25 protein-coding genes, 1 tRNA gene and 2 pseudogenes are annotated in these 22,932 nt (G+C 65.6%); 16 read left to right on the forward strand and 12 right to left on the reverse strand.

Translation table 11 applies throughout. From position 1 onward, the window contains the following. Positions 1-28: 28 nt before the first annotated feature. The 6 genes from CFP71_RS07090 to CFP71_RS07115 form a co-directional block, all read right to left on the reverse strand. Positions 29-1,111 carry a glycosyltransferase gene (locus CFP71_RS07090; RefSeq protein ID WP_244199587.1) on the reverse strand — a complete coding sequence of 361 codons (1,083 nt, stop codon included), beginning with the start codon at positions 1,109-1,111 and terminating at the stop codon, positions 29-31. Positions 1,112-1,263: 152 nt separating this feature from the next. Then, a complete protein-coding gene (locus tag CFP71_RS07095) occupies positions 1,264-1,776 on the reverse strand; it encodes a hypothetical protein (RefSeq protein ID WP_093933023.1) in 513 nt (170 codons plus the stop codon). A gap of 69 nt (positions 1,777-1,845) precedes the next feature. Then, entirely contained in the window at positions 1,846-2,130 is a 285-nt protein-coding gene (locus tag CFP71_RS07100; RefSeq protein ID WP_425266608.1) for an MDR/zinc-dependent alcohol dehydrogenase-like family protein, read from the reverse strand. Between the two features lie 209 nt (positions 2,131-2,339). Next, positions 2,340-3,044: a GAF and ANTAR domain-containing protein gene (locus CFP71_RS07105; protein ID WP_093933024.1), complete on the reverse strand. Its 705-nt coding sequence runs from the start codon at positions 3,042-3,044 to the stop codon at positions 2,340-2,342. Between the two features lie 485 nt (positions 3,045-3,529). Further along, a complete protein-coding gene (locus CFP71_RS44045) occupies positions 3,530-3,862 on the reverse strand; it encodes a hypothetical protein (protein WP_093933025.1) in 333 nt (110 codons plus the stop codon). Positions 3,863-4,104: 242 nt separating this feature from the next. After that, on the reverse strand, positions 4,105-4,572 hold the full coding sequence (locus tag CFP71_RS07115) for an SRPBCC family protein (protein WP_093933026.1): 468 nt from the start codon (positions 4,570-4,572) through the stop codon (positions 4,105-4,107). A 199-nt stretch (positions 4,573-4,771) separates the two neighbouring features. On the opposite strand from CFP71_RS07115, the gene CFP71_RS44050 reads away from it, so the two are divergent. The 5 genes and pseudogenes from CFP71_RS44050 to CFP71_RS07140 form a co-directional block, all read left to right on the forward strand. Beyond that, positions 4,772-4,924: a hypothetical protein gene (locus CFP71_RS44050; protein ID WP_167406027.1), complete on the forward strand. Its 153-nt coding sequence runs from the start codon at positions 4,772-4,774 to the stop codon at positions 4,922-4,924. A gap of 39 nt (positions 4,925-4,963) precedes the next feature. Continuing rightward, on the forward strand, positions 4,964-6,163 hold the full coding sequence (locus tag CFP71_RS07125) for a zinc-dependent alcohol dehydrogenase (protein WP_093933028.1): 1,200 nt from the start codon (positions 4,964-4,966) through the stop codon (positions 6,161-6,163). Between the two features lie 75 nt (positions 6,164-6,238). Beyond that, positions 6,239-6,448, forward strand: a pseudogene (locus CFP71_RS07130) (DUF3140 domain-containing protein); the annotation flags it as partial. Positions 6,449-6,494: 46 nt separating this feature from the next. Then, positions 6,495-8,822 carry a molybdopterin oxidoreductase family protein gene (locus CFP71_RS07135; RefSeq protein ID WP_093933030.1) on the forward strand — a complete coding sequence of 776 codons (2,328 nt, stop codon included), beginning with the start codon at positions 6,495-6,497 and terminating at the stop codon, positions 8,820-8,822. Between the two features lie 3 nt (positions 8,823-8,825). Beyond that, a pseudogene (locus tag CFP71_RS07140) lies at positions 8,826-9,092 on the forward strand (hypothetical protein); the annotation flags it as partial. A gap of 260 nt (positions 9,093-9,352) precedes the next feature. Here the strand turns inward: CFP71_RS07140 and CFP71_RS07145 are convergent. Both CFP71_RS07145 and CFP71_RS07150 read right to left on the reverse strand, forming a co-directional pair. Then, positions 9,353-10,447, reverse strand: a complete 1,095-nt coding sequence (locus tag CFP71_RS07145) for a BsuBI/PstI family type II restriction endonuclease (protein ID WP_093933031.1) — start codon at positions 10,445-10,447, stop codon at positions 9,353-9,355. A 1-nt stretch (position 10,448) separates the two neighbouring features. Then, entirely contained in the window at positions 10,449-12,212 is a 1,764-nt protein-coding gene (locus CFP71_RS07150) for an Eco57I restriction-modification methylase domain-containing protein (RefSeq protein ID WP_093933032.1), read from the reverse strand. A gap of 210 nt (positions 12,213-12,422) precedes the next feature. Between CFP71_RS07150 and CFP71_RS07155 the strand changes: the two genes are divergently transcribed. Beyond that, on the forward strand, positions 12,423-12,929 hold the full coding sequence (locus tag CFP71_RS07155; RefSeq protein WP_093933033.1) for a hypothetical protein: 507 nt from the start codon (positions 12,423-12,425) through the stop codon (positions 12,927-12,929). A gap of 212 nt (positions 12,930-13,141) precedes the next feature. Continuing rightward, positions 13,142-13,909: an alpha/beta fold hydrolase gene (locus CFP71_RS07160; protein ID WP_244199588.1), complete on the forward strand. Its 768-nt coding sequence runs from the start codon at positions 13,142-13,144 to the stop codon at positions 13,907-13,909. Positions 13,910-13,980: 71 nt separating this feature from the next. Here CFP71_RS07160 and CFP71_RS44055 read toward each other — a convergent pair whose 3' ends face one another. Beyond that, positions 13,981-14,124, reverse strand: coding sequence for a hypothetical protein (locus CFP71_RS44055; protein ID WP_167406028.1), 144 nt, complete (start codon positions 14,122-14,124; stop codon positions 13,981-13,983). 630 nt (positions 14,125-14,754) lie between these two features. Here CFP71_RS44055 and CFP71_RS44600 point away from each other — a divergent pair. Both CFP71_RS44600 and CFP71_RS07170 read left to right on the forward strand, forming a co-directional pair. Next, positions 14,755-14,970, forward strand: coding sequence for a hypothetical protein (locus CFP71_RS44600; protein ID WP_093933034.1), 216 nt, complete (start codon positions 14,755-14,757; stop codon positions 14,968-14,970). 93 nt (positions 14,971-15,063) lie between these two features. Beyond that, positions 15,064-16,176: a response regulator gene (locus CFP71_RS07170; protein WP_208635897.1), complete on the forward strand. Its 1,113-nt coding sequence runs from the start codon at positions 15,064-15,066 to the stop codon at positions 16,174-16,176. Between the two features lie 589 nt (positions 16,177-16,765). Here CFP71_RS07170 and CFP71_RS44860 read toward each other — a convergent pair. Continuing rightward, on the reverse strand, positions 16,766-17,158 hold the full coding sequence (locus CFP71_RS44860; RefSeq protein WP_093933036.1) for an abortive infection family protein: 393 nt from the start codon (positions 17,156-17,158) through the stop codon (positions 16,766-16,768). A 106-nt stretch (positions 17,159-17,264) separates the two neighbouring features. On the opposite strand from CFP71_RS44860, the gene CFP71_RS07180 reads away from it, so the two are divergent. Further along, positions 17,265-18,122, forward strand: coding sequence for a recombinase family protein (locus tag CFP71_RS07180; RefSeq protein WP_279629211.1), 858 nt, complete (start codon positions 17,265-17,267; stop codon positions 18,120-18,122). 284 nt (positions 18,123-18,406) lie between these two features. On the opposite strand, the gene CFP71_RS07185 is transcribed toward CFP71_RS07180, so the two are convergent. Continuing rightward, positions 18,407-18,480: transfer RNA gene (locus CFP71_RS07185), tRNA-Leu, on the reverse strand. 174 nt (positions 18,481-18,654) lie between these two features. Here CFP71_RS07185 and CFP71_RS07190 point away from each other — a divergent pair. Beyond that, positions 18,655-19,266 (forward strand): ANTAR domain-containing response regulator, encoded by a 612-nt coding sequence (locus CFP71_RS07190; RefSeq protein ID WP_005157321.1) that lies wholly within the window; start codon positions 18,655-18,657, stop codon positions 19,264-19,266. A 50-nt stretch (positions 19,267-19,316) separates the two neighbouring features. Here CFP71_RS07190 and CFP71_RS07195 read toward each other — a convergent pair whose 3' ends face one another. Continuing rightward, complete coding sequence (locus tag CFP71_RS07195) at positions 19,317-20,534, reverse strand: alkaline phosphatase (RefSeq protein WP_093933083.1); 1,218 nt, start codon at positions 20,532-20,534, stop codon at positions 19,317-19,319. Positions 20,535-20,743: 209 nt separating this feature from the next. On the opposite strand from CFP71_RS07195, the gene CFP71_RS07200 reads away from it, so the two are divergent. The 5 genes from CFP71_RS07200 to CFP71_RS07220 are packed head-to-tail and all read left to right on the forward strand — an operon-like array spanning position 20,744 to position 22,910. Beyond that, on the forward strand, positions 20,744-21,211 hold the full coding sequence (locus tag CFP71_RS07200; protein WP_093933038.1) for an Asp23/Gls24 family envelope stress response protein: 468 nt from the start codon (positions 20,744-20,746) through the stop codon (positions 21,209-21,211). Positions 21,212-21,254: 43 nt separating this feature from the next. Then, positions 21,255-21,431 carry a hypothetical protein gene (locus CFP71_RS44060; protein WP_005154991.1) on the forward strand — a complete coding sequence of 59 codons (177 nt, stop codon included), beginning with the start codon at positions 21,255-21,257 and terminating at the stop codon, positions 21,429-21,431. A 5-nt stretch (positions 21,432-21,436) separates the two neighbouring features. Continuing rightward, positions 21,437-21,823 carry an Asp23/Gls24 family envelope stress response protein gene (locus CFP71_RS07210; protein ID WP_093933039.1) on the forward strand — a complete coding sequence of 129 codons (387 nt, stop codon included), beginning with the start codon at positions 21,437-21,439 and terminating at the stop codon, positions 21,821-21,823. Next, on the forward strand, positions 21,820-22,347 hold the full coding sequence (locus CFP71_RS07215) for a DUF6286 domain-containing protein (protein ID WP_093933040.1): 528 nt from the start codon (positions 21,820-21,822) through the stop codon (positions 22,345-22,347). The genes CFP71_RS07210 and CFP71_RS07215 overlap by 4 nt, the downstream gene beginning before the upstream one ends. Further along, entirely contained in the window at positions 22,344-22,910 is a 567-nt protein-coding gene (locus tag CFP71_RS07220; protein ID WP_093933041.1) for an Asp23/Gls24 family envelope stress response protein, read from the forward strand. The genes CFP71_RS07215 and CFP71_RS07220 overlap by 4 nt, the downstream gene beginning before the upstream one ends. The last annotated feature ends 22 nt before the right edge of the window (positions 22,911-22,932 follow it).

Below are 22,932 nucleotides of genomic sequence, written 5' to 3' on the forward strand. Positions count from 1 at the left end.
CGTGTCGCGAGCCGGCCGGGCGGTGCACTCACCATCGCGTCTTCTCGTTTCGTGTGAGCACACGCTCGTACAGAGCACGGTGCGCGTGGGCGATCCGCCGTCGTTGCCGACGGCGCTCGCCGGGGTCGGCCTGCCAGGACGGCCGCTTGTGGTAGGCGTACCGGACGGCGTCGGCCAGCGCCTCGGTGTCCAAACCGGACTGATCGTGCCGGTAGGTCAAGCAGGGTTGCTGCTGGTCATAGAAGCCGCAGGTGGAAGTCGCGACCGTCGTCCCGAGATCGTGGCATGCCTCCAGCCAGCCCGAATGGGTGCCGAACGTGTACGGCAGCACCGAAAGATCCAGATCGGTGAGGTAGCGCCACAACTCCTCGTCGGAGAAGAAATCGTGCACGTGCAGAGTGAGCAGACCGGCGTCCTGGGCTTCGCGCAGCGCGGCGACCGTTTCCGGGACGTGTTTCGGTCCGGGTTCGACGATTTCGGTGTGGATGTCCACCCGAAGTCTGGCGTCCGGCCACTCGGCGACGACTTCGGTCAGCACCTCCAGCACCGGCAGCGGCGCCATGTTCGGCCGGAGACTCTTCGCGTGCAGTCCGACGGTGAACGGACGCGGCCGCCGGGCGGGGATGTCGTCCGCGGCGACCACGTGAGGATGGGGTATCACCAGTGCCGGGCGGCCCCAGCGGGCCGCGATGAGCTTCGCGGCACCGGGCGTCAGAGTGACCAGTGCGTCGGCTGCCGGTACGAGTACGTCCAACTGTGCCTGATGCGCCATGGTGTCCGGTTGGTGCGGGTTGTGCAGATCGTGCACCGTGAACACCAAAGGCTTGCGCCGGCGCCGCAAAGCGGACACGATGGCCGCCAGGCTTTCCGGGCCGTGGGTGTCGAAGCCGAAGTGCAGATGGAATACATCGAACGCGTGGTGGTTCTCGTCGATCCATTGTGGATCGAGCATCACCGGCGGCCACCACCGAACGGAAGTACTTGGAGCGCCGCAAGGCAGCGGATCGGCCAGACGGACGACCCCGTCCTCGTGATCGGGGTCCGCGAGGTGACGAACGTACACATGTCCACTCGGTACGGATGCGATCCGAATAGGCCTTTGTCGACACACGGCTACCGACCTTCCGATTGGGACTGGTGGTTTGCCCGGTCGATGGCTAGCCGACTCCGGGATCGCCGGATTCCCCGGTGTGATCGGCGCGAAACCTTTCGTGAAATCACCGATGGCGCGCTACCGGGTGATCCGGTCGGCTTGGGATCGAGTCACGCCGAGAAGGCCTCGCTCCCGGCGCGGACGCGGTGGGGCTCAAGGAGGGCACGCTGCTCTCTCGCACGCTCAGCGAGCCGGGTGAAGTCGATATCCGGCAGTCGCGAACCGAGCCCGGCGAGCCGGCCCAGCGTTTCCCATAGTTGTTTCTTGCTCTCGATACCCATGATCAGGAGTTCGAGTTCTTCGAAACGACTCAAGGAGGAATAGTTCGTCAGCCGCCCATTGGGTTTGAACCGTCCGACGCGCTCTGCCGCCGCTGCCAACACGGTCTTGACCGGATTGCGCCGGAATCCGAGCCTGCGCATGACGCGCTGGAAGGTTTCCACGTCTTCCGCGATGGCAGAGGCGACCTGAGCCAGCGCGACACCGGTTTCGGTACCTTGGTTCGCCTTCGAGGACCTACGGGCGAGCTCGCGCCAGGCGATGCCCATGGCGAGCTGGTCATTGAGGTAGATGCTCAGGAATCGATCCGCGTCCCGGCGGGGCCGGGCGGAAACATCCGACATGCTCCGCGAGTACCCCTGGCTTTCCTTGACAAACAAACGAGCGGGCCGAGCCCGGGGCTGAGGGGTGGTTCAAGGATGCAAGACGACCTTCGTCCAGCCGTCGTGCCGCTTGTCGAAGTGTTCGTAGCCTTCCGCGGCCTGGTCGAGCTCCAACTCGTGGGAAACCAGAGATCCGGGTGTGGCGATGCCTTCGGTGATCAGGTCCCGCAGCCGCGCGTTGTACTGCTTGGTGTTGCATCGACCGGTGCCCATGGACTGTCCTTTGAAGAAGAACGTGCCGTAGCCGAAGGCCAGCTTGCCGTTCCTCGCCAGTTCGCTTTCCGCGCCGGGATCCTCCGGGACGTAGACGCCCACGACTCCGATACCGCCGGTCGGCTTGACCGCCGCGGCAGGGTCCGCCCGGTGTGACGTCGGAGAGGATCTGTGGCTTCGTGACTACATGGAAAGGCTACGAGAGTCGCGACCTGCTGAACGGCGGGCGGGCCACTCACTGCTGAATGGCCCGCCCGCCACGTTTCAGCTACCCACGGGCGTCGGCAAATATGCGTTCTTTCCCGCTTGGTTCAGATCGCGTGGCGGTGTTCGACGAGCCAGGCGGCGATGTCGTGGAGTTTGAGGTTGCTGTGCTGGGAGGCTTCGACGAGCATGCTGAACGCGCGGGCGTGGTCGATGTCGTGACGTTGCATGAGGATGCCTTTGGCCATGCCGATGGTGTCGCGGTGCTCGATCGCCTGGTGCAGGTGGGCCTCTTTCTGGGCGCCGACGAGCGCGATCGCGGCATGGGTGGCGAACATACGCCCGTCCAGTTCGGTCTGCTTGCTGAACGCGAAGAGCCGGGTCGAGTAGATGTTCAGGGCGCCGAGAGTGGTGTCGGTGACGAACAACCGATAGGACAGCATCGACCGGGCCCCGGCCCGGACGGCGGCGGGGGTGAAGTCGGGCCAGCGGTCCTCGTCGGCGAGGTCGCCGGTGCGATAGATCTCGTGTTCGCTGATCGCGTCTACGCAAGGGCCTTGACCGGTGCGGTACTGTGCCTGATCGATCTCCACGACGGACTCGCTGGATGGTGCGACTGTGCGGATCTTGCCCTGGCGCTCGACCAGGGAGATCCCGGCGTGCTCGGCACCGTCGATATGATCGATCGTGGCCTTCACGATCGCGGCCAGGGTCGTCTCGACGTCGGGTTCTGCCTGCAGAGCGCGCGCGATCTGGCTCAGCACCGCGGCCAGTCCGCCCTCCCTGTTTTCTACTTTGTCGGCGGTATTCATCGAGCCTCCTGTCTTGAGTCTCGCAACGTAGTCGTGCAGCCCTTGTCGTTGGGGTACCCAATCGGCGTAACCTGTGACCATAGGCGTGATCAGCAGGATCGCGCCGGTTCTGCGTCCGCCAGGCTCTGTCGAGACGACCTCGCCTACGCCGAACGGCGTTACGCGTCGAGAACGGCCGAAGCCGAGGCCCTTTCGTGCTGTCGGATCACTCAGGAGTACTGGGACCGGTTGCGCCGTACCTGGTTTTCGCCGGACCGGCTCAGGGTGGGGCGCACATCACCCTTTTATGCTCTTCCCGGGGAAAATCTGGACGCGGTCAGCGTGGACTGTGCCGCACCCGTTCCCTGGGGCGCGGAGTCGCGCTCGCGATCGACTGGCCCGGGCTGGTGGCCGTGCATCGTGATCTGCGCAACCGATGGCAGCGACCGGGCTGGCGATCTGGCGTTACCTCGGTGGGCCGTGGGAAGCGATCAACCGGCTGGACCTCACGCTGAGGCGAGGTGATCTGTCTTGTCGAGCTCGGCGAGCCAGGCGAGCGCCTGTTCGGGATCCAGGCACGGAATGTTCAGTTCCCGGACCCGCCGGAGTTGCGAGGTGTCGGCCCGGCAGCCGCGGCCACTGAGTACGTCGTGGTCGGCGACCGCGCAGACCAGTGCGGGGTGAGGAATCTCGACCGCCCCGAAACCACGTGAAAACGCCGCCCCGATGATTTTTTCCAGGACAGCATGGTCGCCCAGGTAGAGGATCGTCCAGCCCTGGGGCTGTGTGGCCAGCCGCTTCCACCACGCTCGCATGATGTGCGAATGCCCTGTGCGCACACTGACAAACCTTTATGCCCTGCATCGTCACTGACTTGCGACACGCCGATTTCCGTCCTCACCGGGCAAGCACGGATTTCACCGGCCGGGTCGTGGCAACCGGAAGAATGTGGCCGACCCCTCCATACGGACGGGTCGGCCACATCGCGTGCAAACGGCCTGGGTCGGGAGAAGCGGCCGTCCTCCTCACCCTTGGTCGGGCAACGACCCTCGTGCGGGTGAGGTGGTCTGAAATAAGAGGGTTAGGACTGCCCAGGGCGGTCCACGTCGCCGCGCCACGCGCCGGTCTCCGAACCGCCGCGGTTTTCGAGGAAGGTCTTGAAGCGGTCGAGGTCACCTTGAACACGGCGGTCGAGGATGCCGAGCTTGTCGGCGACGTTCTCCACGAACCCTTCGGGATCAATGTCCATCTGGACGGTGACCCGGGTGTTGTGCTCGTCAAGGCGGTGCACGGTGACGACGCCCGCGTGGGTCGGGCCGTCGTCGGACTTCCACGCGACGCGTTCGTCCGGGTGCTGCTCGGTGATGGTGGCGTCGAATTCCCTGGAGACGCCGGCCACGGTGATGGTCCAGTGCGTGTGGGTGTCGTCGCGCTGCTCGATCCGGTCCACGCCTTCCATGAAGCGAGGGAATTCGGCGAACTGGGTCCATTGGTTGTAGACATCGCTGACCGGCGCCTCGACGTCAACGGACTTGGTGATCGTGCTCATCAAGCGGCTCCTTGAGGCTGGTCTGTTTTTCGTTCGCCTCCTGATACCCCGCCAAGTCCGGTCGAAACCAGCGGACAGCACCATCGGGGGATCGAGCCGTCGAGGTCGGCCGGCATCAGCGAGTGAAAAAGTCATATCCATCGAAGAGCTCGTCGAGTTGAACCCGCCGCAGCGAAAGGCGCGGCTGAGCCAAGCGCTGTTGCCCCTCGTTCAGAAGTACCAGCCCATTCTGGCCGTGCACGTCACGAAGGCACTACTGGAGCTGGAGGACCACGAGGTGCTCGCGGCTTCGGTCCCGAGCGGGCCGCTCGAAAGCCGTTCGCCCGGTTTCGTCCCGCCTCTGACCGGCTAACCACTGTGGACAGGGCGAAACCGAGGAGGCGAACGCGACATGAAGGCAGTGGTGTGGCACGACGTCGGCGACATCCGGCTCGACGAGGTGCCCGATCCCAAGATCCTCGAGCCGAGCGACGCGATCATCCGGATCACCCGGAGCGCGATCTGCGGTACGGATCTGCATTTGGTACGGGGGACCATGCCGGGAATGGTGCCGGGCACGATCGTGGGCCACGAGGCTGTCGGCGTGGTCGAGGAGGTCGGCCCGGCTGTCCGAGGGCTCACTCCGGGCGACCGCGTGGTGGTGACGTCCACGATCGGGTGCGGTACCTGTTCGTATTGCCGCGCGGGCTATTACGCGCAGTGCGACACCGCGAATCCCCACGGCCCGGGGGCGGGCACGTCCTTCTTCGGTGGTCCTGAGACGACCGGTCCGGTCGATGGGCTTCAGGCGGAGTACGCGCGGATCCCGTTCGCGATGACCACGCTCGTGCCGGTTCCGGACGGGATGAGCGACGACGATGCCATTCTGGTCTCCGACATCTTTCCGACCGCATGGTTCGGTGCCCGCCTGGCGGAGGTCGGCACCGGGGACAGCGTGCTCGTGCTCGGTGCCGGCGCGGTGGGGCAGTTCGCGATCGCGTCCGCGAAACGGCAGGGTGCGGGCAGGGTCTTCGTCGTCGACGGGATCGCTTCCCGGTTGAATCTGGCTCGTGGCCAGAACGCGGAAACGATCGACTTCAACGCCGAGGACCCGATCGCCCTCGTGAAGGAACTGACCGGGGGGATCGGAGTGGACCGGGTGATCGACGCGGTCGGCGTCGACGCTCAGCGACCAGCGCGCGGCCCCGCCTCCGGGCAGGGGAAGGATCTCGAATCGGAGCAGGAGCTCGCGGCGCCTGAGTCCGCTCCGGACGGCGACCTGTGGGTGCCGGGTGAGGCGCCCAGTCTGGCCGCGCGCTGGGCCGTGGAAGCGGTCGCGAAGGCCGGGACGATCGGGGTGATCGGTGTCTATCCGCCGGGATTCGACCGGTTCCCGTTCGGCGCGGCGATGAACAAGAACCTCACCGTCCACATGGGAAACTGCAACCACAGGCGCTATGTGCCAAAGCTGCTTCAGCTCGTGGCCTCAGGTGGCGTCGATCCGAAGCCCTTCATCACACAGCACGAGAAGCCCGCCTCGGCGATCGACGCCTACAAGACTTTCGATCGTCGCGAGGAGGGCTGGCTCAAAACGGTGCTGGACGTCGGGTGACCCGGACTAGCACGGCCAGGTGCCCCAAGTGGAGAAGGAGATGGTCTGGGAAGGCGTTTCGGCCAGCAGGCCGGCGACGGCGAGTCGGCCGGTCACGAATCCGGTCGGCGCATCGTCACGTTGCTCCGCAAGAAAAAGGCCGATCTGACGGTGGACGACGAGAAGCACATGCGGAAAGTCGTCGGCTATGTTCACCGGCACCTCGCGCAGCGCCCCGCCGGTGACATCCGGAATACCCGATGGCGCTACTCCCTGATGAACTGGGGGCACGACCCCGGCAAGTGACGGGATCTGATGTTTGTGCGGATTCAAGAGCGGGTATGGCGCGAGCATGGCCGATCGGATCGAACAGGTTTGGGGAACGCGGACCCCGTACTCGCGTGACACGGATTGGCCGCGGCGAGTGGATCTCCATCTCGCGCAGGGGTTGGAAGAGTCCGATGTGGATGCCTGGGTCCAGTCGGCCTGTGTGCTGTGCAGCAACGGGTGCGCCTGCGACATCGCCGTCAAGGACGGGCGTATGGTCGGTGTCCACGGTCGCGGGGACGATCTGGTCAACCATGGGCGGATGGGTCCCAAAGGCCTCTACGGATCATGGCAGTGGAATGGCGAGGATCGCTTGACCCGGCCGCTGATCCGTCGTGACGGCGAGCTGGTTGAGTCCGATTGGGACACCGCGATGGACCTGATCGTGCGGCGTTCGAAGGATCTGCTGGCGGATACGGGGCCGCTGTCGCACGGTTTCTACACCAGCGGGCAGCTGTTCCTCGAGGAGTACTACACGCTCGGGGTCATCGGGAAGGCCGGTCTCGGTACGCCGCATATGGACGGCAACACCAGGCTGTGCACGGCGACAGCGGCGGCGGCGATGAAAGAGAGCTTCGGCTCCGACGGCCAACCCGGCACGTACGCCGATATCGACCACTGTGACGCACTTTTCCTGTTCGGGCACAACATGGCCTCGACGCAGACCGTGCTGTGGTCGCGGGTGCTGGACCGGCTGGCCGGGCCCGAGCCGCCGGTCGTCGTCGCCGTCGACCCGCGCCGGACGGAGGTGGCCGCGGCCGCGGAAGAATCCGGCGGGGTGCACCTGGACCCGCTTCCCGGCACGAATCAGGCACTGATGAACGGCCTGCTCCGCGAACTGATCGTCAACAAGTGGATCGACGAGGACTACGTCACCGCGCACACCCTCGGCTTCGCCGAACTCGAAGCGACGGTCGAGCCGTACACGCCCGGGCACGTGGCCGAGGTGTGCGGGGTCGACCCCGCCGCCCTAGTGCGGGCCGCGGAGATCTTCGGTACCACCCGGTGCGTGCTTTCCACTGTTTTGCAGGGGTTCTACCAATCCCACCAAGCGACCGCGGCGTCCTGCCAGGTCAACAACCTGCATCTGCTGCGCGGGATGATCGGGCGGCCCGGTTGCGGCGTGCTCCAGATGAACGGTCAGCCCACTGCCCAGAACACCCGCGAGTGCGGTGCCGACGGAGACCTGCCTGGGTTCCGGAACTGGGACAACCCCGAGCACATCCGGCAGCTGGCCGAACTGTGGAACGTCGACCTGATGACCATCCCGCATTGGTCGCCGCCCACCCACGCGATGCAGATCTGGCGGTACGCCGAACAGGGCTCGATCCGGTTCCTGTGGATCTCCGCCACCAATCCCGCGGTCTCCATGCCCGAACTGCCACGTATCCGGGAGATCCTGGGCAAAGAGGACCTTTTCGTCGTGGTACAGGACGGTTTCCGTACGGAGACGGCCGAATTCGCCGACGTCGTCCTGCCCGCCGCTCTCTGGGGCGAGAAGCAGGGAACGTTCACCAACGTCAACCGCACGGTGCATCTTTCGGACAAAGCGGTCGAGCCGCCTGGAGAGGCACGCGCGGACCTGGACATCTTCCTCGACTACGCGCGGCGGATGGACTTCCGGGACCGCGACGGCGATCCGTTGATCCCGTGGCGGAATCCAGAGGAGGCGTTCCGGGCCTGGCAGGAGTGCAGCCGGGGCAGACTGTGCGACTACAGCGGACTGTCCTACGAGAAACTCCGCGGCGGCAGCGGAATCCAGTGGCCTTGCGACACTGACCATCCGGACGGCACCGAGCGGCTCTACACCGACGGCGTGTTCTCCACGGATCCGGACGTCTGCGAGGACTTCGGCCACGACCTGCTCACCGGCGGCACCGTCTCGCCCGAGAAGTACCGTGCTCAGCGTCCGGAAGGCCGGGCATTCCTCAAGACGGCGGAGTACACGCTGCCACCGGAAGAGCCGGACGAGCACTATCCGTTCGTTTGCACGACCGGACGGACCGTCTATCACTTTCACACCCGCACGAAAACGGGCCGCGCGCCGAAGCTGCGTCGAGCGGCACCGGAACCGTGGGCGGAACTGTCCGCCGCCGATGCCGCCGACCTCGGGGTGACGGACGGCGCTCTCGTGCGCGTCGAGTCCGCGCGCGGCGCGGTCGAAGTGCCGGCGAGGATCGGCCGCGTTCGTCCCGGAGTGGTGTTCCTGCCGTTTCACTACGGCTACTGGGATGTCGGCGACGGCGGCCACACGCGTGCCGCGAACGAAGTGACGATGACCGAATGGGATCCGGTGTCCAAACAGCCGTTGTTCAAGCTCAGCGCTGTCCGGGTCACCAAGGTGGGGGACTGAGCCATGCATCTCGCGACCTACCTCGGCCTCCTGCACACGTCGCTGAACACCCTGGCCGAGGCGTTCCGGGAGGTCGGCCGCGGCCACGGCGACGAACCCGACGTCGAACACACGTGTTCGATGCTCGCCGGACGACTCGACGGGCAGGTCGATGCCCTCACGCCGATCGTCGAACGGTACGGCGAACACCGTGAACAGGAACCCGACCGGCTCCACGCCGCCGGGCTGGAAACCACTCGAAGCGGTGGGGTGGGGCTGTTACGCGACCTGTTCTAGGAAGCGTGGAAAGCCGCGGCATGGAACGCGAGCAGGTTGAATTCGGCTGGCCACCAGCCCTTGCGCTCGAACTGTCGGCTTGGCCACGCCTTTCCTAGCACCCCGTTCGGCCTGGTCAATGGCGTGACCCAGAGTTGCGATGCCCGCCGCACTGAACCGCTCGGCGACTAGCCTCCGGCAGAGGTCATCCCAACTGGGCGCATCCCGACTCATACTGAAAGGTTCGCACTTCCAGGTAGTTTCTTCCTCCGATTTTAGAGGCCGTCAGAGGTCGGTACCACCTTGTACCAGGCAAGTTCGTGGCCAGGCTCATCCGCAAACCAAGCCCAGGTTCCAGAGGCGATGTCTTTCAAACGCTTCTTGGCGGCAGCATGGTTCCGAGAGAGAAATGCCGTCAGAAAGGAGCAACGCTCGGCTTTAATGTTTTGTTGGGCTGCCCAGGCGAGTAGTGCCTTGCGGCGTTCCTCGGAGACGGGACCATCAGACGCGACGGCTTCAATGATCCAGAAGTGAACCGGATCTGCGCCGATGTCGGCGATGACGGCGTCGGGCAGGACATTGGCGAGATCGATGTTGATGCCGAGCGCGCGCAGCGTCCGCTCATCGCCAATGTGGACCTTGTCGCCGGGCTCGGAGATCGTGAGGACGACAGGTTGCACGAGCCGAGCTGGTGCCCAGGTTTCGATGACGCCTTTGATGATCTTCGAGGAGTGACCTGGCTCTAGTGTTCGGGTTGTGTTGTTCGGCAGGGTGACTGTTACTGCGTGCGCGGCCGTCTCGGTGTCAAGCGCGTGAATCGCTCGCAGCCGCGTGCCGGGGTCCAGGTGTTTCTCGCGCCACTCATCCGCCGATTGTTCGAAGTCTTCCTCAGTAAGACTGGGGTTGAACAAGTCAGCAAAGTCATTCAGCAATGCCCATCGAGGCTTACTGCTGGACGTGGGAAGCCCAGGACGCATCCGGAGCGCGCCATGTTCGCGCCACTTGCGGAACGTCTCATCGCGCAGCGTCTCGCGTGAGTTGTCCTTATATTTGGGCTGGAAGGGCACTCCCCAGTGAGTATGGAGGTCCTCAACCTGCTTACTGCCCTTCGCAGCAGCAGTACGCCAGGCGAGTCGGTCGGCGTCAGAGGTGCGCGACAGCGCTTCGCTTGACATCCACACGACCGTGGACGGCCGGGCCCACTCGACAATGTCAGGGTCGTCGCTCGAACTACAGACCGCATCTACATGGATGCAGGCGGCAACTGCCATGCCTGCGAGAGGCGAGGACAGCACAGAGTCGAAGGCAGCCCTCGGAAAGATCACCTGAAGTCGGCGCTCGGCTTCATCGGGACTGATGGGCTCGCGCACGTCAGCTCCCCTCGGGTCGATAGGCAGCAGAGATGGCTGCTTCGAGCGCGGTACCCACTAAGCCGTTCCACGTGCGAACTATGTTCGGACGCGGGAGGGGGATCGATTCCAACTCGTAGGCACTAAGGGCGACGGAGCCTGAGATGCTGCGCACCACCTGGTCCATTGTCTTCGTTGCTAGCACGCGGGTGAGGGCCTCAGGGGTGAGTACAGGATCGGGCACCGTAGGGCGGAGGACATTGACGTGGTTCTCAACCGTCACTCGACCGTGGCGAGCTTCCAATGCTTCCGTGCTCAGGTACGCAGCAACGAGCCTACGTGACTGTTCGGGAGCGGTCGTGCGTTGGACCAGCACGGCTGGCTTGTCCAAAACCATGACCTTCAGATCAGAGGCGGCGGTAAGAGCCAGGTAACGCATCGAATCGCGAGCCGGGTCGCGGTGCAGTTCGCCGCCGTCAAGGTCAGCTGCCCAAATGACGTGGGAGCGAGTGGCACCCCACTTCGCGTGAAGATCCTTGGTTCGGCGGTTCCACACAAGAGGGCCGGTTGAGGCCCGCCAACCTAGCGACGCGAGAGAGTCCGTCATCGCCGACCCGGCGGCAGCGATCGGGGCGTCATCCGAGCGGCGAGGCAAGACCCAAGGATCACCGGTCTTTTGCACCTTCACCGTTGCGATGGTGGTTTCAGTGCTACCCATGCTGGTAATGCGTGTCTTTTGCCTCTTTCGCCGCTCAAAGGTGGCAAGGCACGTCTCCTGTAGTACAGAAGTGAAGACGCCACTGCGATCTTCGACGAAAGTCACCGCACTCATGGAGGCATTCCGTCCGAGGTGAGTCCGCAGGTTGGAGAAATATCGACCGCTGGTGAAGCTGGTCGGTACCAGAGCTGCCAGCACCCCCTTGGCGTCGAGCGATTCGACTGCCGCAGCCATGAAGAGACCATAGAGGTTAGCGTGCCCGTACAGGACATGGGCATACCGTTCGCGCTCCGTTGTTGACAGGCGAACGCGTCCATACGGCGGATTCATCACGACTACGCGAGCTTCCTGCTCAGGAACCTCGAGGCCATCGCCTACCTGAGCCAGCGCCGGCAATGATTTCCGACGACCCTCGGGAACCCTCGCGAGTGTTGGCAGCAACTCGGCCGCAAGCACGACGTTTGCTACCCAGATGGCGGCAGGGTCGGTGTCGACACCCCCGATCAGGCTCGGCAAGCCAGCGAGAGTCAGCGCCGGGTCCACGTCGAAGGAAGCGTGTAGGTGCTCACGCAGCGGCGGGAGCAGTAGGGCACCTGCTCCGCAGGCGGGGTCGCGCACCAGACCAGGGAGAGCCTGATTGGCCGGCGGAAGGTCAAGAGACTTGCGGGCCATGCTCCATAGATGGGCCGCCAGCTCTGGCGGCGTGTAGTGACGTCCGTGACGAGCTCTAGTTGCGGAGGTCAGGGCCTCTACATACGCGGCCCCGACCTGCTCTGGAGTCAGCGACCCCCACGAGTCACCCAGCGGAGGATCAAGCGGTACCTCGACCGGGGGGCTCGCATCCACGGCCTCCTCAACGTCCAGCCAGCGGCCTGTCAGTCCGGCAGCGGATGCTTGAGCCCTCCACCAGGCAGGAATGGCTGCCAGCACCGCTGTAGCCGTGGGCGTCAGTTCAGCCGGTCCGCCCTCGGCCACCTCGCCACGGGAACCGCGTGATCCGAGCGGACGGACAGCGGAGGCGTTTTCCACGGCTTCCGACACTGCCGCTGCGACAAGCAGGTCGGGCATGAGGGCAGACTCCTTCAACGATCGGGACCCGGCGAAGCCTATCCAGTTCGACCAGTGGAAGCTGTCATTGGGGCTACGACGCGCTGAGATCAACACTCACCAGCACAACGACTGCGGGTACTCGCGCAGAGAGACTGTCAACGGTTGCTCCACTTGGAGCACGTCCACGCGATCATGACAGGCGGTACGTGCTGCGCCTAGAATCTCCCTGTGACTGGCGCGTACCTCGTGGTGATCAGCGACGCTGCGGCGCTAGCGTGGGTGCTCGGCGAACGACGCATGGCCTTTCCTGAAGCACGCCGTCGTCAGGTGGACGCCCTCTCAAAGGGTGATGAGGTGTTCATCTACACCGCACGCGGATGTTTTAACAACCCAACACGCGACCGAGGCAGGATCATCGGGTACGCGAAGGCCACCACATCTGCGCTTGACCTCGACGAGCCGGTAACAATCGGTCACAGAACCTTCACGCTTGGCTGCGGTCTGCGGGTATTGGGTGTGGCTCCCCTGAGAACGGGTGTAGAACTCGCCCCGCTTGTGCATCGCCTGGATGCCTTCCCAGATCCAGCGAGTTGGAGTGCACGACTTCGCCAGCCACCCCTAAGCCTGTCCGAGGCTGACGTCGCCTCGATTCGCGAGCAACTGGACCTGCTTATCGAACCTCTCAGCAACCACCTAGCCGACTATCTTACGCAAGCCAAACTGTCGATCACTTAGCGCGCGTCTCGGCGAGTGCCTCCGGCTCCTTCAATGCGCGTCGGGCTGCGCAACCGATGGATCGGTGGCTCTAGAAGGGCGGCAAAGTGCTGGGGGCCCGCCCATCGCGACACAGTGACCGGGACTGCCGTCTCGGCGCCATGTCGAAGCGACTCGGATAGATCCGCTGCGCCACCGCGGGGTGCTTCAACGAGAAGCTGACCGTAAGCGCCATGACATGGACAGAACCGAGCGTCGTCATCGTCCCGTCGCTGCCGGGATTCGCCTTCTCCCCGCAACGGCCCTCGCTCACGGATCCCTTGCAGACACACGAACTGTGGCACTTGCTCATGCGAGAGGAACTGGGCCTGGCCAGGTACGGTGCGCACGGCACAGACCTGGGCGCGGGCATCACCTCCCGGCTGGCCGAAGCCCATCCCGACGCTCTGGTGGGTATCCACCTCGGTGCCGTCGCCAGTCCGGTCGCCTACGACGACGAGAGCATCACCACGCAGGAGCGCGCCTATCTCGACTCGGTGAAGACCTGGTCGGCGAAGGAAGGCGCGTATCAGCACCAGCAGAGCACCCGACCCGTCACCTTGGCCTCCGGGCTGGCCGACTCACCGACCGGGCTGCTCGCATGGATGATCGAGAAGTACCGTGCGTGGAGCGACTGCGGAGGTGACCTGTCCTCGCGGTTCAGCGACGACTTCCTGCTGACACAGGCGTCGCTCTACTGGCTCACCAACACCATCTCGACCTCGTTCCGGCCGTACTACGAGTACAGCGAGAACATGACACGCAGAGTCGAGCGAATCGATGTCCCCACCGCCTTTGTACTGTTCCCGGCCGACCTCACCCGGCCGCCGCGCAGCTGGGCCGAGCGCACCTACAACATCACGAGATACACGGAAATGCCCCGCGGCGGGCATTTCCCCGCACATGAAGAACCCGAGCTGCTCGCTCACGACCTCACCGACTTCTTCCAACTGCCGCGGTGAGAACCGGATTTTGTCGTGCGGGGGGGGGCGAGTGCGCGATCACCGATCATCAACCAGCAGCTCAGCGAGCGTCAACGGACTTTTCTGTGGAGGAAAACGATCGCGCCTCCGGCTGCGGCGAGACCAGCGAGGATCGCGGCGGGTACGTCCCTGGCGGCGAGGTAGGTCAGGAAGCCGACGATCGCACCGCAGACGAACGCGAGCAGTAGGACCACCGCGGCGTACGTAGCGGACAGCCGGGGGTGATTACGCCGTAATCACCCCCGGTGTCTAGCCGCCGATCGTGTCCTCACCGGTGAAGTGCCTCAGTGGTCTATGGGGTCTGATCAGCAGCGGTAGTTGAACAGTCCCTGGATCTCCCACAGCACGGCGGAGAGCTCGCGGGTTCCTGGCCTGGCCATCACCAGCAAACCCCTCCAACAGCTACGATTGCCGGTTCAGATCATCTGGAGCTGTGCGGGGCGCGACAGCACGAGCGCAAAAATTTGGCGGGTCTCCCGCGCTCACAGGAGACCCGTCGAGGTCTGTGCCCATTCCGGTTAGAGTGGCCCAGTCCGTGTCCCAGTGTCGCTCGGTGATCGTCGCCAGCGAAAGGGGCGCCAGCCCTGTTTTTGGCCAAACAACGGGGTGGGGGCCGACCAAAACAACGCGGGAGCGAAGTCAAAACATCGTTCTCTGGTGCGGCTAGGGTGCTCTGCTGGACGATGGTAAGCAACGCGGTGTGTACGAGGTCGTCCGGGAAGCGCTCACTTCCCGGACGGTGCTGTTTCGTCGTCGCCGTTCGCAGCCCATTCCGGTGCAGAGAAAGGCTTGTGATGGTTCAGGTTTCCCGCAGGCGCCCGAGAGTGCCCGCCTCCGCCACACCCGGGTTCGAGGCGGCCTGGAAGTTCCCTTCCGCTCAAGCGTTCAAGCTGGTCAGCTTCGGTGTGATCGCGTGTTTTGTGGAGGTTCTCATCCTTCAGGGGCAGTCCGTCGTGGTCGCCGTTTCCGCAGCTGTGGCGCTCGCGACCTGCACAGGAATCGGCCGCGGTCTGGCTCAGCGCCAGCGCGGTCACTGCTGACCTAGCGACGGGCCCGGTGTGCTCGCGAACAGGTTTGTGAGCACACCGGATCACCGGCACACCCGTATGCCTCGTGGTGAGAAGCCTCTCGACATGACCCGCGGCCCGGTCGCGGAGTTCGCTGCGGAACTCCGCGCACTGCGCCGCGCCGCTGGCACGCCCACCTACCGGACCCTGGCCAGACAGGCCAACTACTCGATCACGGTCCTTTCCCAGGCCGCAGCCGGTGTCACGGTCCCGGCCTGGCCGGCTGTGAAGGCCTTTGTCGTGGCTTGCGGCGGCGACCCGCTGGACTGGGAACAGCGCTGGCAGACCATGCGCCGGGACCAGGACATCCACGACACCATCGTGAACCAGCCTCCACCGAGTGAACCGCAAGCCTCGGACGCGTTCCAGATCGTCCGCAGCGCGCAGGATCGCCAGATCAGCTCCGAAATGGCCGGATCCAAAATGGTTGCCAGCAGCTTCGGTCCCAGCATCTGCACGCGTGCGGACACAACAGCTGTCGTGAAGGTTTTCCTGCTCGATGACCATGAACTTGTCCGCACCGGGCTACGGGCGCTGATAGAGAGCCAGCCGGACATGGCCGTGGTCGGCGAGGCCGCCACCGCAGCTGAGGCGAGAACACGGCTCCCGCTGACGAGACCGAGGCCGGATGTGGCGATCCTCGACATCCGCCTCCCCGACGAGGACGGGATCAGCGTCTGCCGATTCGCTCGAACAACTATGGAATCGGCGCCGACGTGCCTGATGCTGACCTCCTACGCCGACGACGACGCGGTAGTCGCCTCGATGAACGCCGGCGCTGCCGGGTTCCTCCTGAAGGACACCCGGGCCGAGGACCTTCTCAAGGCAATCCGCCTGCTGGCCGCAGGTGGGACGCTGCTCAACCCTGATGTGCTGAACTTGGCGATAGGCAGACTGAGGAAAAGAAATCAGGGCCTCCTCGACCTGACCGAACGGGAGCGCGAGATCTTCGATCTGCTCGGCGAGGGCATGAGCAACGACGAGATCGCGCGACAGTTGCTCGTCTCGCCGCAAACCATAGCCACCTTCACCCATCGGATCATGCAGAAGCAGGGATTCGGCCGCCGCCAGGAACTAGTAGTGACGGCAGCCCGGCTCCTGGAACGCCGCCGCAACAGAGCCGACGCCCAAGAACTTGCTGACCGGCTCACCGCCGTCTACTCGGTTAAAGATCAGTAGAGAGATCAAGCCGACCCCCCGCTGGCTGATCTTGTTGCGTGCGCAACCACTCGCCGTCTCGCGCCATCTTGTTCGGGATAAGGCCATATTATCCGGAACAAGACGTCTCCGGTCGGAAACCGACTTGGGCGGACGCCGTGCGAGGCGACAGCTCGCTGACTCGGGAAACGACATCAGGTGTCAGTACGTCGGCGACGCTCGGTGTCAGTAGAACTGGCCCTGCGGGAGCCCGGGGCGTGTCAGTGATGTCGCCTCGGTGCTGACATCGAGTTTCCAGTGGTTCAAGACCGGGCGCGCCCTGCGGGTTGGGGGCTTCCCGTCGGCGCGCCCGGCGGGGAAATTCTGCGTCTCGGTGACTCCGAAGTCGAACACGGAAGTGTGGACGTACGGCTTGGTCGCTGCTCGCGCCCCGGGCTCGGCTGCGCCGACTGCGCGTCCTGCCTTCATCCGTTACTGTCGTCAAATGACCCTTTGAAGACATTCGGCCAGTTGGTCCAAACGACCGGCCGGATCGTGTGGAAACGGGCGCGCCGTGTCGATGTCCGGAGGCGTCTGCGCGAATGTCCCGAAGTTCCGTGCACGGTCTCGTTCAGACCGTTGGGCGGGATCGCCAAGGGGCGTCCGGGTCGGTCAGGGTGTCGAGCATGAGTTGGCACCAGGTAAGAGCGGCGTTGACGGCGAGTTGGGCATGACGGGGCCGAAGGCCGACTCGCCGTGTTCCGGGTCCGTGTCCAGTGCCGGTGAGGTTGCGGAGCTCGTTGACGCCGAGTGCAACGCCGCTGGCAGACCCGAGGATCTTCTTCACCGCGTCACTACTGTCCGGCCCAGGCGTGACCGAGGTCGGGTGTAGCTGCAGGCCTCCATTCGAGGGTTGATACAACTCGGTCAAAACCACAACAGGTGGTACGTGCAAGACGTCGTCGGCATGCTGTACGAAGTCCTGAACATGCTCGAGTTGTCGTGGGGCGGCACCTGCACTCACGTCCGGGAGGGCTACAACATCGGTAAACCGGCCCTACGGGTACCGCGCGAAGATCCTGTGTCATCCCAACCCCGCGAAAGCCGAGAAGGGGATCACGAAGACGCGCCTGGAGCCGGACGGAGAACGAGCGCAAACCGTGGCCCTGATCGCGAAATGGCGCTACCACGAAGCTCTCGGATTCGACACGATTGCCGAGCGCCTGAACCAGGACACCGATGAGCATCCACCACCACAGCCACCCGGAGGGAGCCGAGCGCAGGGCGCGTGGTCGACGTCCAGTGTCGCTGACATCCTGAAGAACCCGAAATACACCGGGTACCAGGTCTACAACCGGCGGGCCCGTCGCAGCCGCGGCGCATGGAACCGGCAGAATCCGCCGGAAATGTGGGTCTGGTCAACTGACCCCGTGCACGAACCTCTCATTCCCAAGTGGATGTTCGACGAGATGACCGCCACCAGAACCCAGCGCCGAGGATCACGCGACGGTGCCGGACTGAAGAAGGATCCCCGCGCGAAACGCACCTACCTGCTGCGAAGCCGCGTCACCTGTGACTGTGGCCGCCGCATGATGGGCATGGCACGTAAATCCGGCGTCTACTACCGCTGCCACCCGGCGGGCAACAATCGCGGGCGACCGGACAAGCACGAGGGTCACCCGCCCACTGTCTACATCCGCGAAGACCTCATCCTCGAGCAAGTAGAGGCCTTCTTCAACGAGCGCCTGTTCGGCGCCCAGCGACACGAGCTACTCGTGGCAGGCCAAGACGACGGCCAGAACGCCAAAAGACAGGACACCGAACGCCGACGGCAAGCGCTCCGGAAGAAGATCGCCGACACCGCCCGCAAACAAGACAATCTGCTACGTCAAGCAGAAGACGCAGACCCCGACGATCCCTTCATTCAAGGCCTCAGGCAGCGCTACAACGACGTCTTCAATGAGCGCAAACACTCCTCGACGCATTAAGCCGAATCACCGGATACGCCGACGACCCGCGCCAGGCGAACCCGGCCCAGGTGAACCTGCTAACCGCCCTGCCCTATCTGAAGGCCAACCTGCGCCACGCCCCAGCAGACCAGCTGCATCGCCTGCTAGCCATGACGCAGCTCACGATCAAGGTCCACTGCCAGCAGGATGACCAAGCGACCATTACAGCCAGGTTACCTGGGGATTTGGACGCGATAGCCGCCATCGGCGACGCTGCATCAAGACAACAATGCCCAGGCCAAGCTCACTGTGCATCCTGCGAGTGCCCCCGGTGAGATTCGAACTCACACTGGACGGGTTTTGAATCCGTTGCCTCTGCCAGTTGGGCTACGGGGGCGGTGCCCGGTGAACTTTACGGGATCCCGGGACCACCCCTTCCGCCGGGCCCGGGAGTGTGACGACCGTCTGACGTGGTGAACGCCATCTCGCCGACTGGATCGTTCCCGGTAGGCTTCAGGTTCGCGGACAGTCCGCGAGCCGAACTGCCCGACGACCCTTCAGGAGGACCCCGGTGACCGAGCAGGCTGCCGAGGCCAACGGTGCCGTCGCCGCACCCCAGCGGCGGGTGCTCGTGGCCGAAGACGAGGCCCTCATCCGTCTAGACCTCGTCGAGATGCTCCGCGAAGAGGGCTACGAGGTCGTCGGTGAGGCCGGGGATGGCGAGCAGGCCATCAACCTGGCCACCGAACTGAAACCCGACCTGGTGATTCTCGACGTCAAGATGCCCAAGCTCGACGGTATCGAGGCCGCTTCGAAGATCACCGGCGACCGGATCGCGCCGGTCGTCATCCTGACCGCGTTCAGCCAGCGCGACCTCGTCGAGCGGGCCAGGGACGCGGGCACGATGGCGTACCTGGTCAAGCCGTTCGCCAAGCGGGATCTGGTGCCGGCCATCGAGCTGGCCGTGAGCCGGTTCGCCGAACTCCAGGCCCTCGAGTCCGAGGTCGCGGGCCTCACCGACCGGCTCGAGACGCGGAAGGTGATCGACCGCGCCAAGGGACTGCTGATGAGCCGTCAGGGGCTCACCGAGCCCGACGCTTTCCGCTGGATACAGCGCACCGCGATGGACCGCCGGACCACGATGAAGGCCGTGGCGGAGGCCGTCGTCGAGAGCATCGGCTGACGAGTACCCGCAGAAGGGCCACCTCCGGCGACGGAGGTGGCCTTTCCGCTTTACAGGCCGCTTGCCGCCCGCATCACCCGATAGACGTCGGTGTTCTCGACGGTGCCGCCCAACCTGGAGGAACCAGGGCCTTCGGCGGTGACCGGGGTGTCGGCGCCGGTGTGGTCGTGGGTCGTCCAGTCCACAGTGAACTGAAGCTTCGAACCCGGTACGCCGAACGGACCGTCCTGGTCGGGGTCGGTGTCCTCGGCGTCGTAATTCTCGATGCTCAGCCCGCCGGTCTCGTGGTCGCCGCCGATGATCACCAGCGTGTCGGGGTGCGCGCGGACGAAGCGCAGGACCTCGGCGATCGTGGCGTCGAGCGCGCGGCCGGCGTCGATCACGCCGTGCGCGTTGTTCTCGTGCGACATCCCGTCGGTCCCTTCTTCCTCCAGGAAGAGGAAGAACCCGCGCGGATTCTTCGACAGCGTGTCCAGCGCCTTGCGTGCCATCTGCTGGAGCGGCACTCGCGGCGCGTACTTCCCGACGCCGTCCGGGCCGTAGTCGACCATGTCCTCGTTCGCGAACAGGCCGAGGATCCGGTTCGCCCTCGTGTTCCGCAGTTCGTCGCCGTCACGCACGTAGGTGTAGCCCGTTCGCTGCGCGCGTTCGACCAGGTTGCCGTAGGGACTGCGGCTCTCTTCGCCGGGTTTGTCGGGCCAGAGGCCGGGGTCCCCCTTCGGGTACCACCAGTCCTCGCCGCCGCCCAGCAGGACGTCCGGACGGCTGTCCTCGATGTACTGCTTCGCGATGTCGCTTTGTGAATCCCGGCTGGGCACGTGCGCCGCGAAGGCCGCCGGCGAGGCGCCCGTCACCTGCGCGGTGGTGACCAGGCCGGTCGACTTCCCCGCCCGTTTCGCCCGTTCGAGGATCGTTTCCAGCGGACGTCCGCGGGTGTCCACCCCGACGGCGCCGTTGCGGGTTTTGTGCCCGGTCGCCAGGGCCGTGGCCGCCGCGGCCGAGTCGGTGACGACCTCGTCCTCGTCGTCGGACGAGGTCCGCACGAGGCCGGTGGCCGAGAGCCCGTCCATCGCCAGTTCGCCGTGTTTTCCTTTGAGCGCCAGCCGGAGCAGGTCGCGCTGACCGAGTCCGAGACCGTCGCCCTGGATGTAGATGATGTTGCGCGCCGAACGCGCCCCGGTTCCCGCCGTCGTCGTCTCCGCGACGGCGGCCGAACCGCCGCAGAGGACCACCAGAACCGTCGTCGCCGCCAGACCACGTCCGCGCACATCGCCTCCCATTAGTTAGGAACCTTTCCTAACAGAGAACTCACGCGAACGCCAGAAAAGCCCGTAAGTGATACCCACGGGCGGTGAGATCCAGACCACACGATCGGGTCGTGACGATCTTCTCCCGGCTGGGTCTATGGAGTGTGGGAGCGAACGGGACACCGCGCACTTCCACCACAGGCAATGGAATCCGAACCGAGGAGATTGCGATGACGAACACCGCCACCACCGCCAAGCCGAGCTCGAACTCCGCCACCCCCGCCGCCGAGAACGGCGCGCTCGCCTCCACCCAGGGCGTCACCACGATCGCCGACACCGTCGTGCAGAAGGTCGCGGGCCTCGCGACCCGGGAGATCACCGGCGTCCACGCCCTCGGCGGCGGCGCCGTGCGTGCCTTCAACGCGCTGCGCGAGCGCATCCCGGGTGCCACCGCGTCCGCCGGGCAGGGCGTCTCCGTCGAGGTCGGCGAGCGTCAGGCCGCGGTCGACCTGCAGATCGTCGTCGAATACGGCGTCGCGATCGCGGATCTCGCCAAGTCGGTGCGCCGCAACGTGATCGGCGCGGTCGAGCAGATGACCGGGCTCGAGGTCGTCGAGGTCAACATCAACGTCTCCGACGTGCACATCCCGGGCGACGACGACGCCGACGAGAGCACCGAATCCACCCGCGTCCAGTGACCACCGGCGCCGGCCAGCGCCCGACAAAGCAAGGAGAACGTTCATGAACGCCACCCATCTCGGCCTGCTGACCGGTCTCGTGCTCGGCGTGGCCGGCGCGTTCGGCGGCTTCGGCGCCTTCCTCGTCGTACTCGTCCTCGCCGTCCTCGGCCTGCTGGTCGGCCGGTTCCTCGACGGCAAGCTCGACCTGTCGGCCCTGGCCGGCCGCGACAGGGGCTGACCGCCATGACGACCATGACCGCCGCCGCGCCGGACACGGACGGGCGCGGCGGGCTGACCGTGGCCGGCGGTGCCGTCGAGCGGATCGCCGCGCAGGCGATCACCGAACTCGACGGCATCGGCGGCGCGGCCTCCCGGGTGCTCGGGATCGCGGTCGGCGGCGAGGACCTGGACCAGGGCGCCAAGGTGAGCGCGAACGTCACCGGCTCGACGGCCACCCTGGACGTCCGGCTCTCGGTGAAGTACCCGCTCTCGGTCCGTGCCACCACGGAAACCGCGCGAAAGCACCTGCTCCGCCGCGTCGGCGAACTCTCGGGGCTGACCGTGACGCGGGTCGACATCACCGTCACGGCCCTGCACTCCGGGGAGACCGAAACGAGGAGGGTCCGATGAAACGACGCCCTCGCCGCACCGTCCCCGCCGTGCTCGTCGCCCTCCTGGTGCTCGCCGGCAGCGTGCTGGCCGCCGCCGTCGCGGTCCAGACGATCATCGGGGAGAAACCGTGGATCAGCTACGACGCCGTCGCGTCCGCGCTGCACGGCACCCGATGGAGTGATCCGCTGACGGCGATCGTCGGCGGCGGAGTCGCGCTGATCGGCCTGCTGCTTCTCATGAGCGCGATCGTGCCGGGGAGGCCGACAGTGCTGCCGCTCGACGGCGGCCCGGACACCGGCGCTTCCCGGCGCAGCTACCGATCGACGCTCCGCGTCGCCGCGTCCACTGTGGACGGCGTCTCGGCGGCGAAGCTGAAGCTCAAGCGGCGTGCGATCGTCTCGGTCGTGACCACCGGGCGGACGAACACGGCGGGCCTCGCCGACGCGGTCCGCGCCGCCATCGAGCACCGCCTCTCCCAGATCGGTCCCGCCACCGTTCCCGCCGTGCGGGTCCGGGTCAAGGCCACCAGGAGCGCGTCATGAGCGATCTCAACCGTCCCGCCAGGCTGAACCGCACTCTCCTGATCCTGACGGGGCTCGTGCTGATCGCCGGTGGCGCCTTCGCCGTCGGCACCCACTTCGGCAAGGTCCCGCTGCTCGCTCGCGACGCCACGCTCGTGCCCGGAACGGCCGCGCCGCCCGGGTGGGTCTGGTACGCCGTCGCCGGGGGTGCGGTCGTCGTCGGACTGCTGACGCTGCGCTGGCTCGTCGCGCAGCCCGTCCGCAAGCCGAAATCCCGCACCTGGCGCTTCGACCAGGACACCGGCCAGACCGCGTTGGCCGCGAGCACCGCTGTGGAACCGTTCGTGGCGGAGGTCGCGACCTATCCCGGCGTCCACGCCGCGCACGCCACGCTCGGCGGCACCCAGGACGCGCCGGTGCTGGCCGTGGTGCTGAGCGCCGAGCAGGACGGCGATCTGGCCGCCATCCGCGAGCGGGTCACCGAGGAAGGGCTGCCGCGGCTGCGCCAGGCTCTGGACCTCGGCGAGCTCCCGATGACCATCGAGTTCCGCTTCTCCGCCAAGTCCGGTCCCCGTATCAGTTAGCACCCATCCGCGGGGCTCACCG

Source organism: Amycolatopsis thailandensis (assembly GCF_002234405.1).
GTDB lineage: Bacteria > Actinomycetota > Actinomycetes > Mycobacteriales > Pseudonocardiaceae > Amycolatopsis > Amycolatopsis thailandensis.

Coding starts and splice junctions, on each gene's coding strand:
- CFP71_RS07115 (WP_093933026.1), bottom strand. CDS start 4,572: ATGAGCACGATCACCAAGTCCGTTGACGTCGAGGCGCCGGTCAGCGAT.
- CFP71_RS07210 (WP_093933039.1), top strand. CDS start 21,437: ATGACGACCATGACCGCCGCCGCGCCGGACACGGACGGGCGCGGCGGG.
- CFP71_RS07170 (WP_208635897.1), top strand. CDS start 15,064: ATGACCCGCGGCCCGGTCGCGGAGTTCGCTGCGGAACTCCGCGCACTG.
- CFP71_RS07215 (WP_093933040.1), top strand. CDS start 21,820: ATGAAACGACGCCCTCGCCGCACCGTCCCCGCCGTGCTCGTCGCCCTC.
- CFP71_RS07220 (WP_093933041.1), top strand. CDS start 22,344: ATGAGCGATCTCAACCGTCCCGCCAGGCTGAACCGCACTCTCCTGATC.
- CFP71_RS07150 (WP_093933032.1), bottom strand. CDS start 12,212: ATGCCCGACCTGCTTGTCGCAGCGGCAGTGTCGGAAGCCGTGGAAAAC.
- CFP71_RS07095 (WP_093933023.1), bottom strand. CDS start 1,776: ATGTCGGATGTTTCCGCCCGGCCCCGCCGGGACGCGGATCGATTCCTG.
- CFP71_RS44060 (WP_005154991.1), top strand. CDS start 21,255: ATGAACGCCACCCATCTCGGCCTGCTGACCGGTCTCGTGCTCGGCGTG.
- CFP71_RS07125 (WP_093933028.1), top strand. CDS start 4,964: ATGAAGGCAGTGGTGTGGCACGACGTCGGCGACATCCGGCTCGACGAG.
- CFP71_RS07135 (WP_093933030.1), top strand. CDS start 6,495: ATGGCCGATCGGATCGAACAGGTTTGGGGAACGCGGACCCCGTACTCG.
- CFP71_RS07200 (WP_093933038.1), top strand. CDS start 20,744: ATGACGAACACCGCCACCACCGCCAAGCCGAGCTCGAACTCCGCCACC.
- CFP71_RS07160 (WP_244199588.1), top strand. CDS start 13,142: ATGACATGGACAGAACCGAGCGTCGTCATCGTCCCGTCGCTGCCGGGA.
- CFP71_RS07105 (WP_093933024.1), bottom strand. CDS start 3,044: ATGAATACCGCCGACAAAGTAGAAAACAGGGAGGGCGGACTGGCCGCG.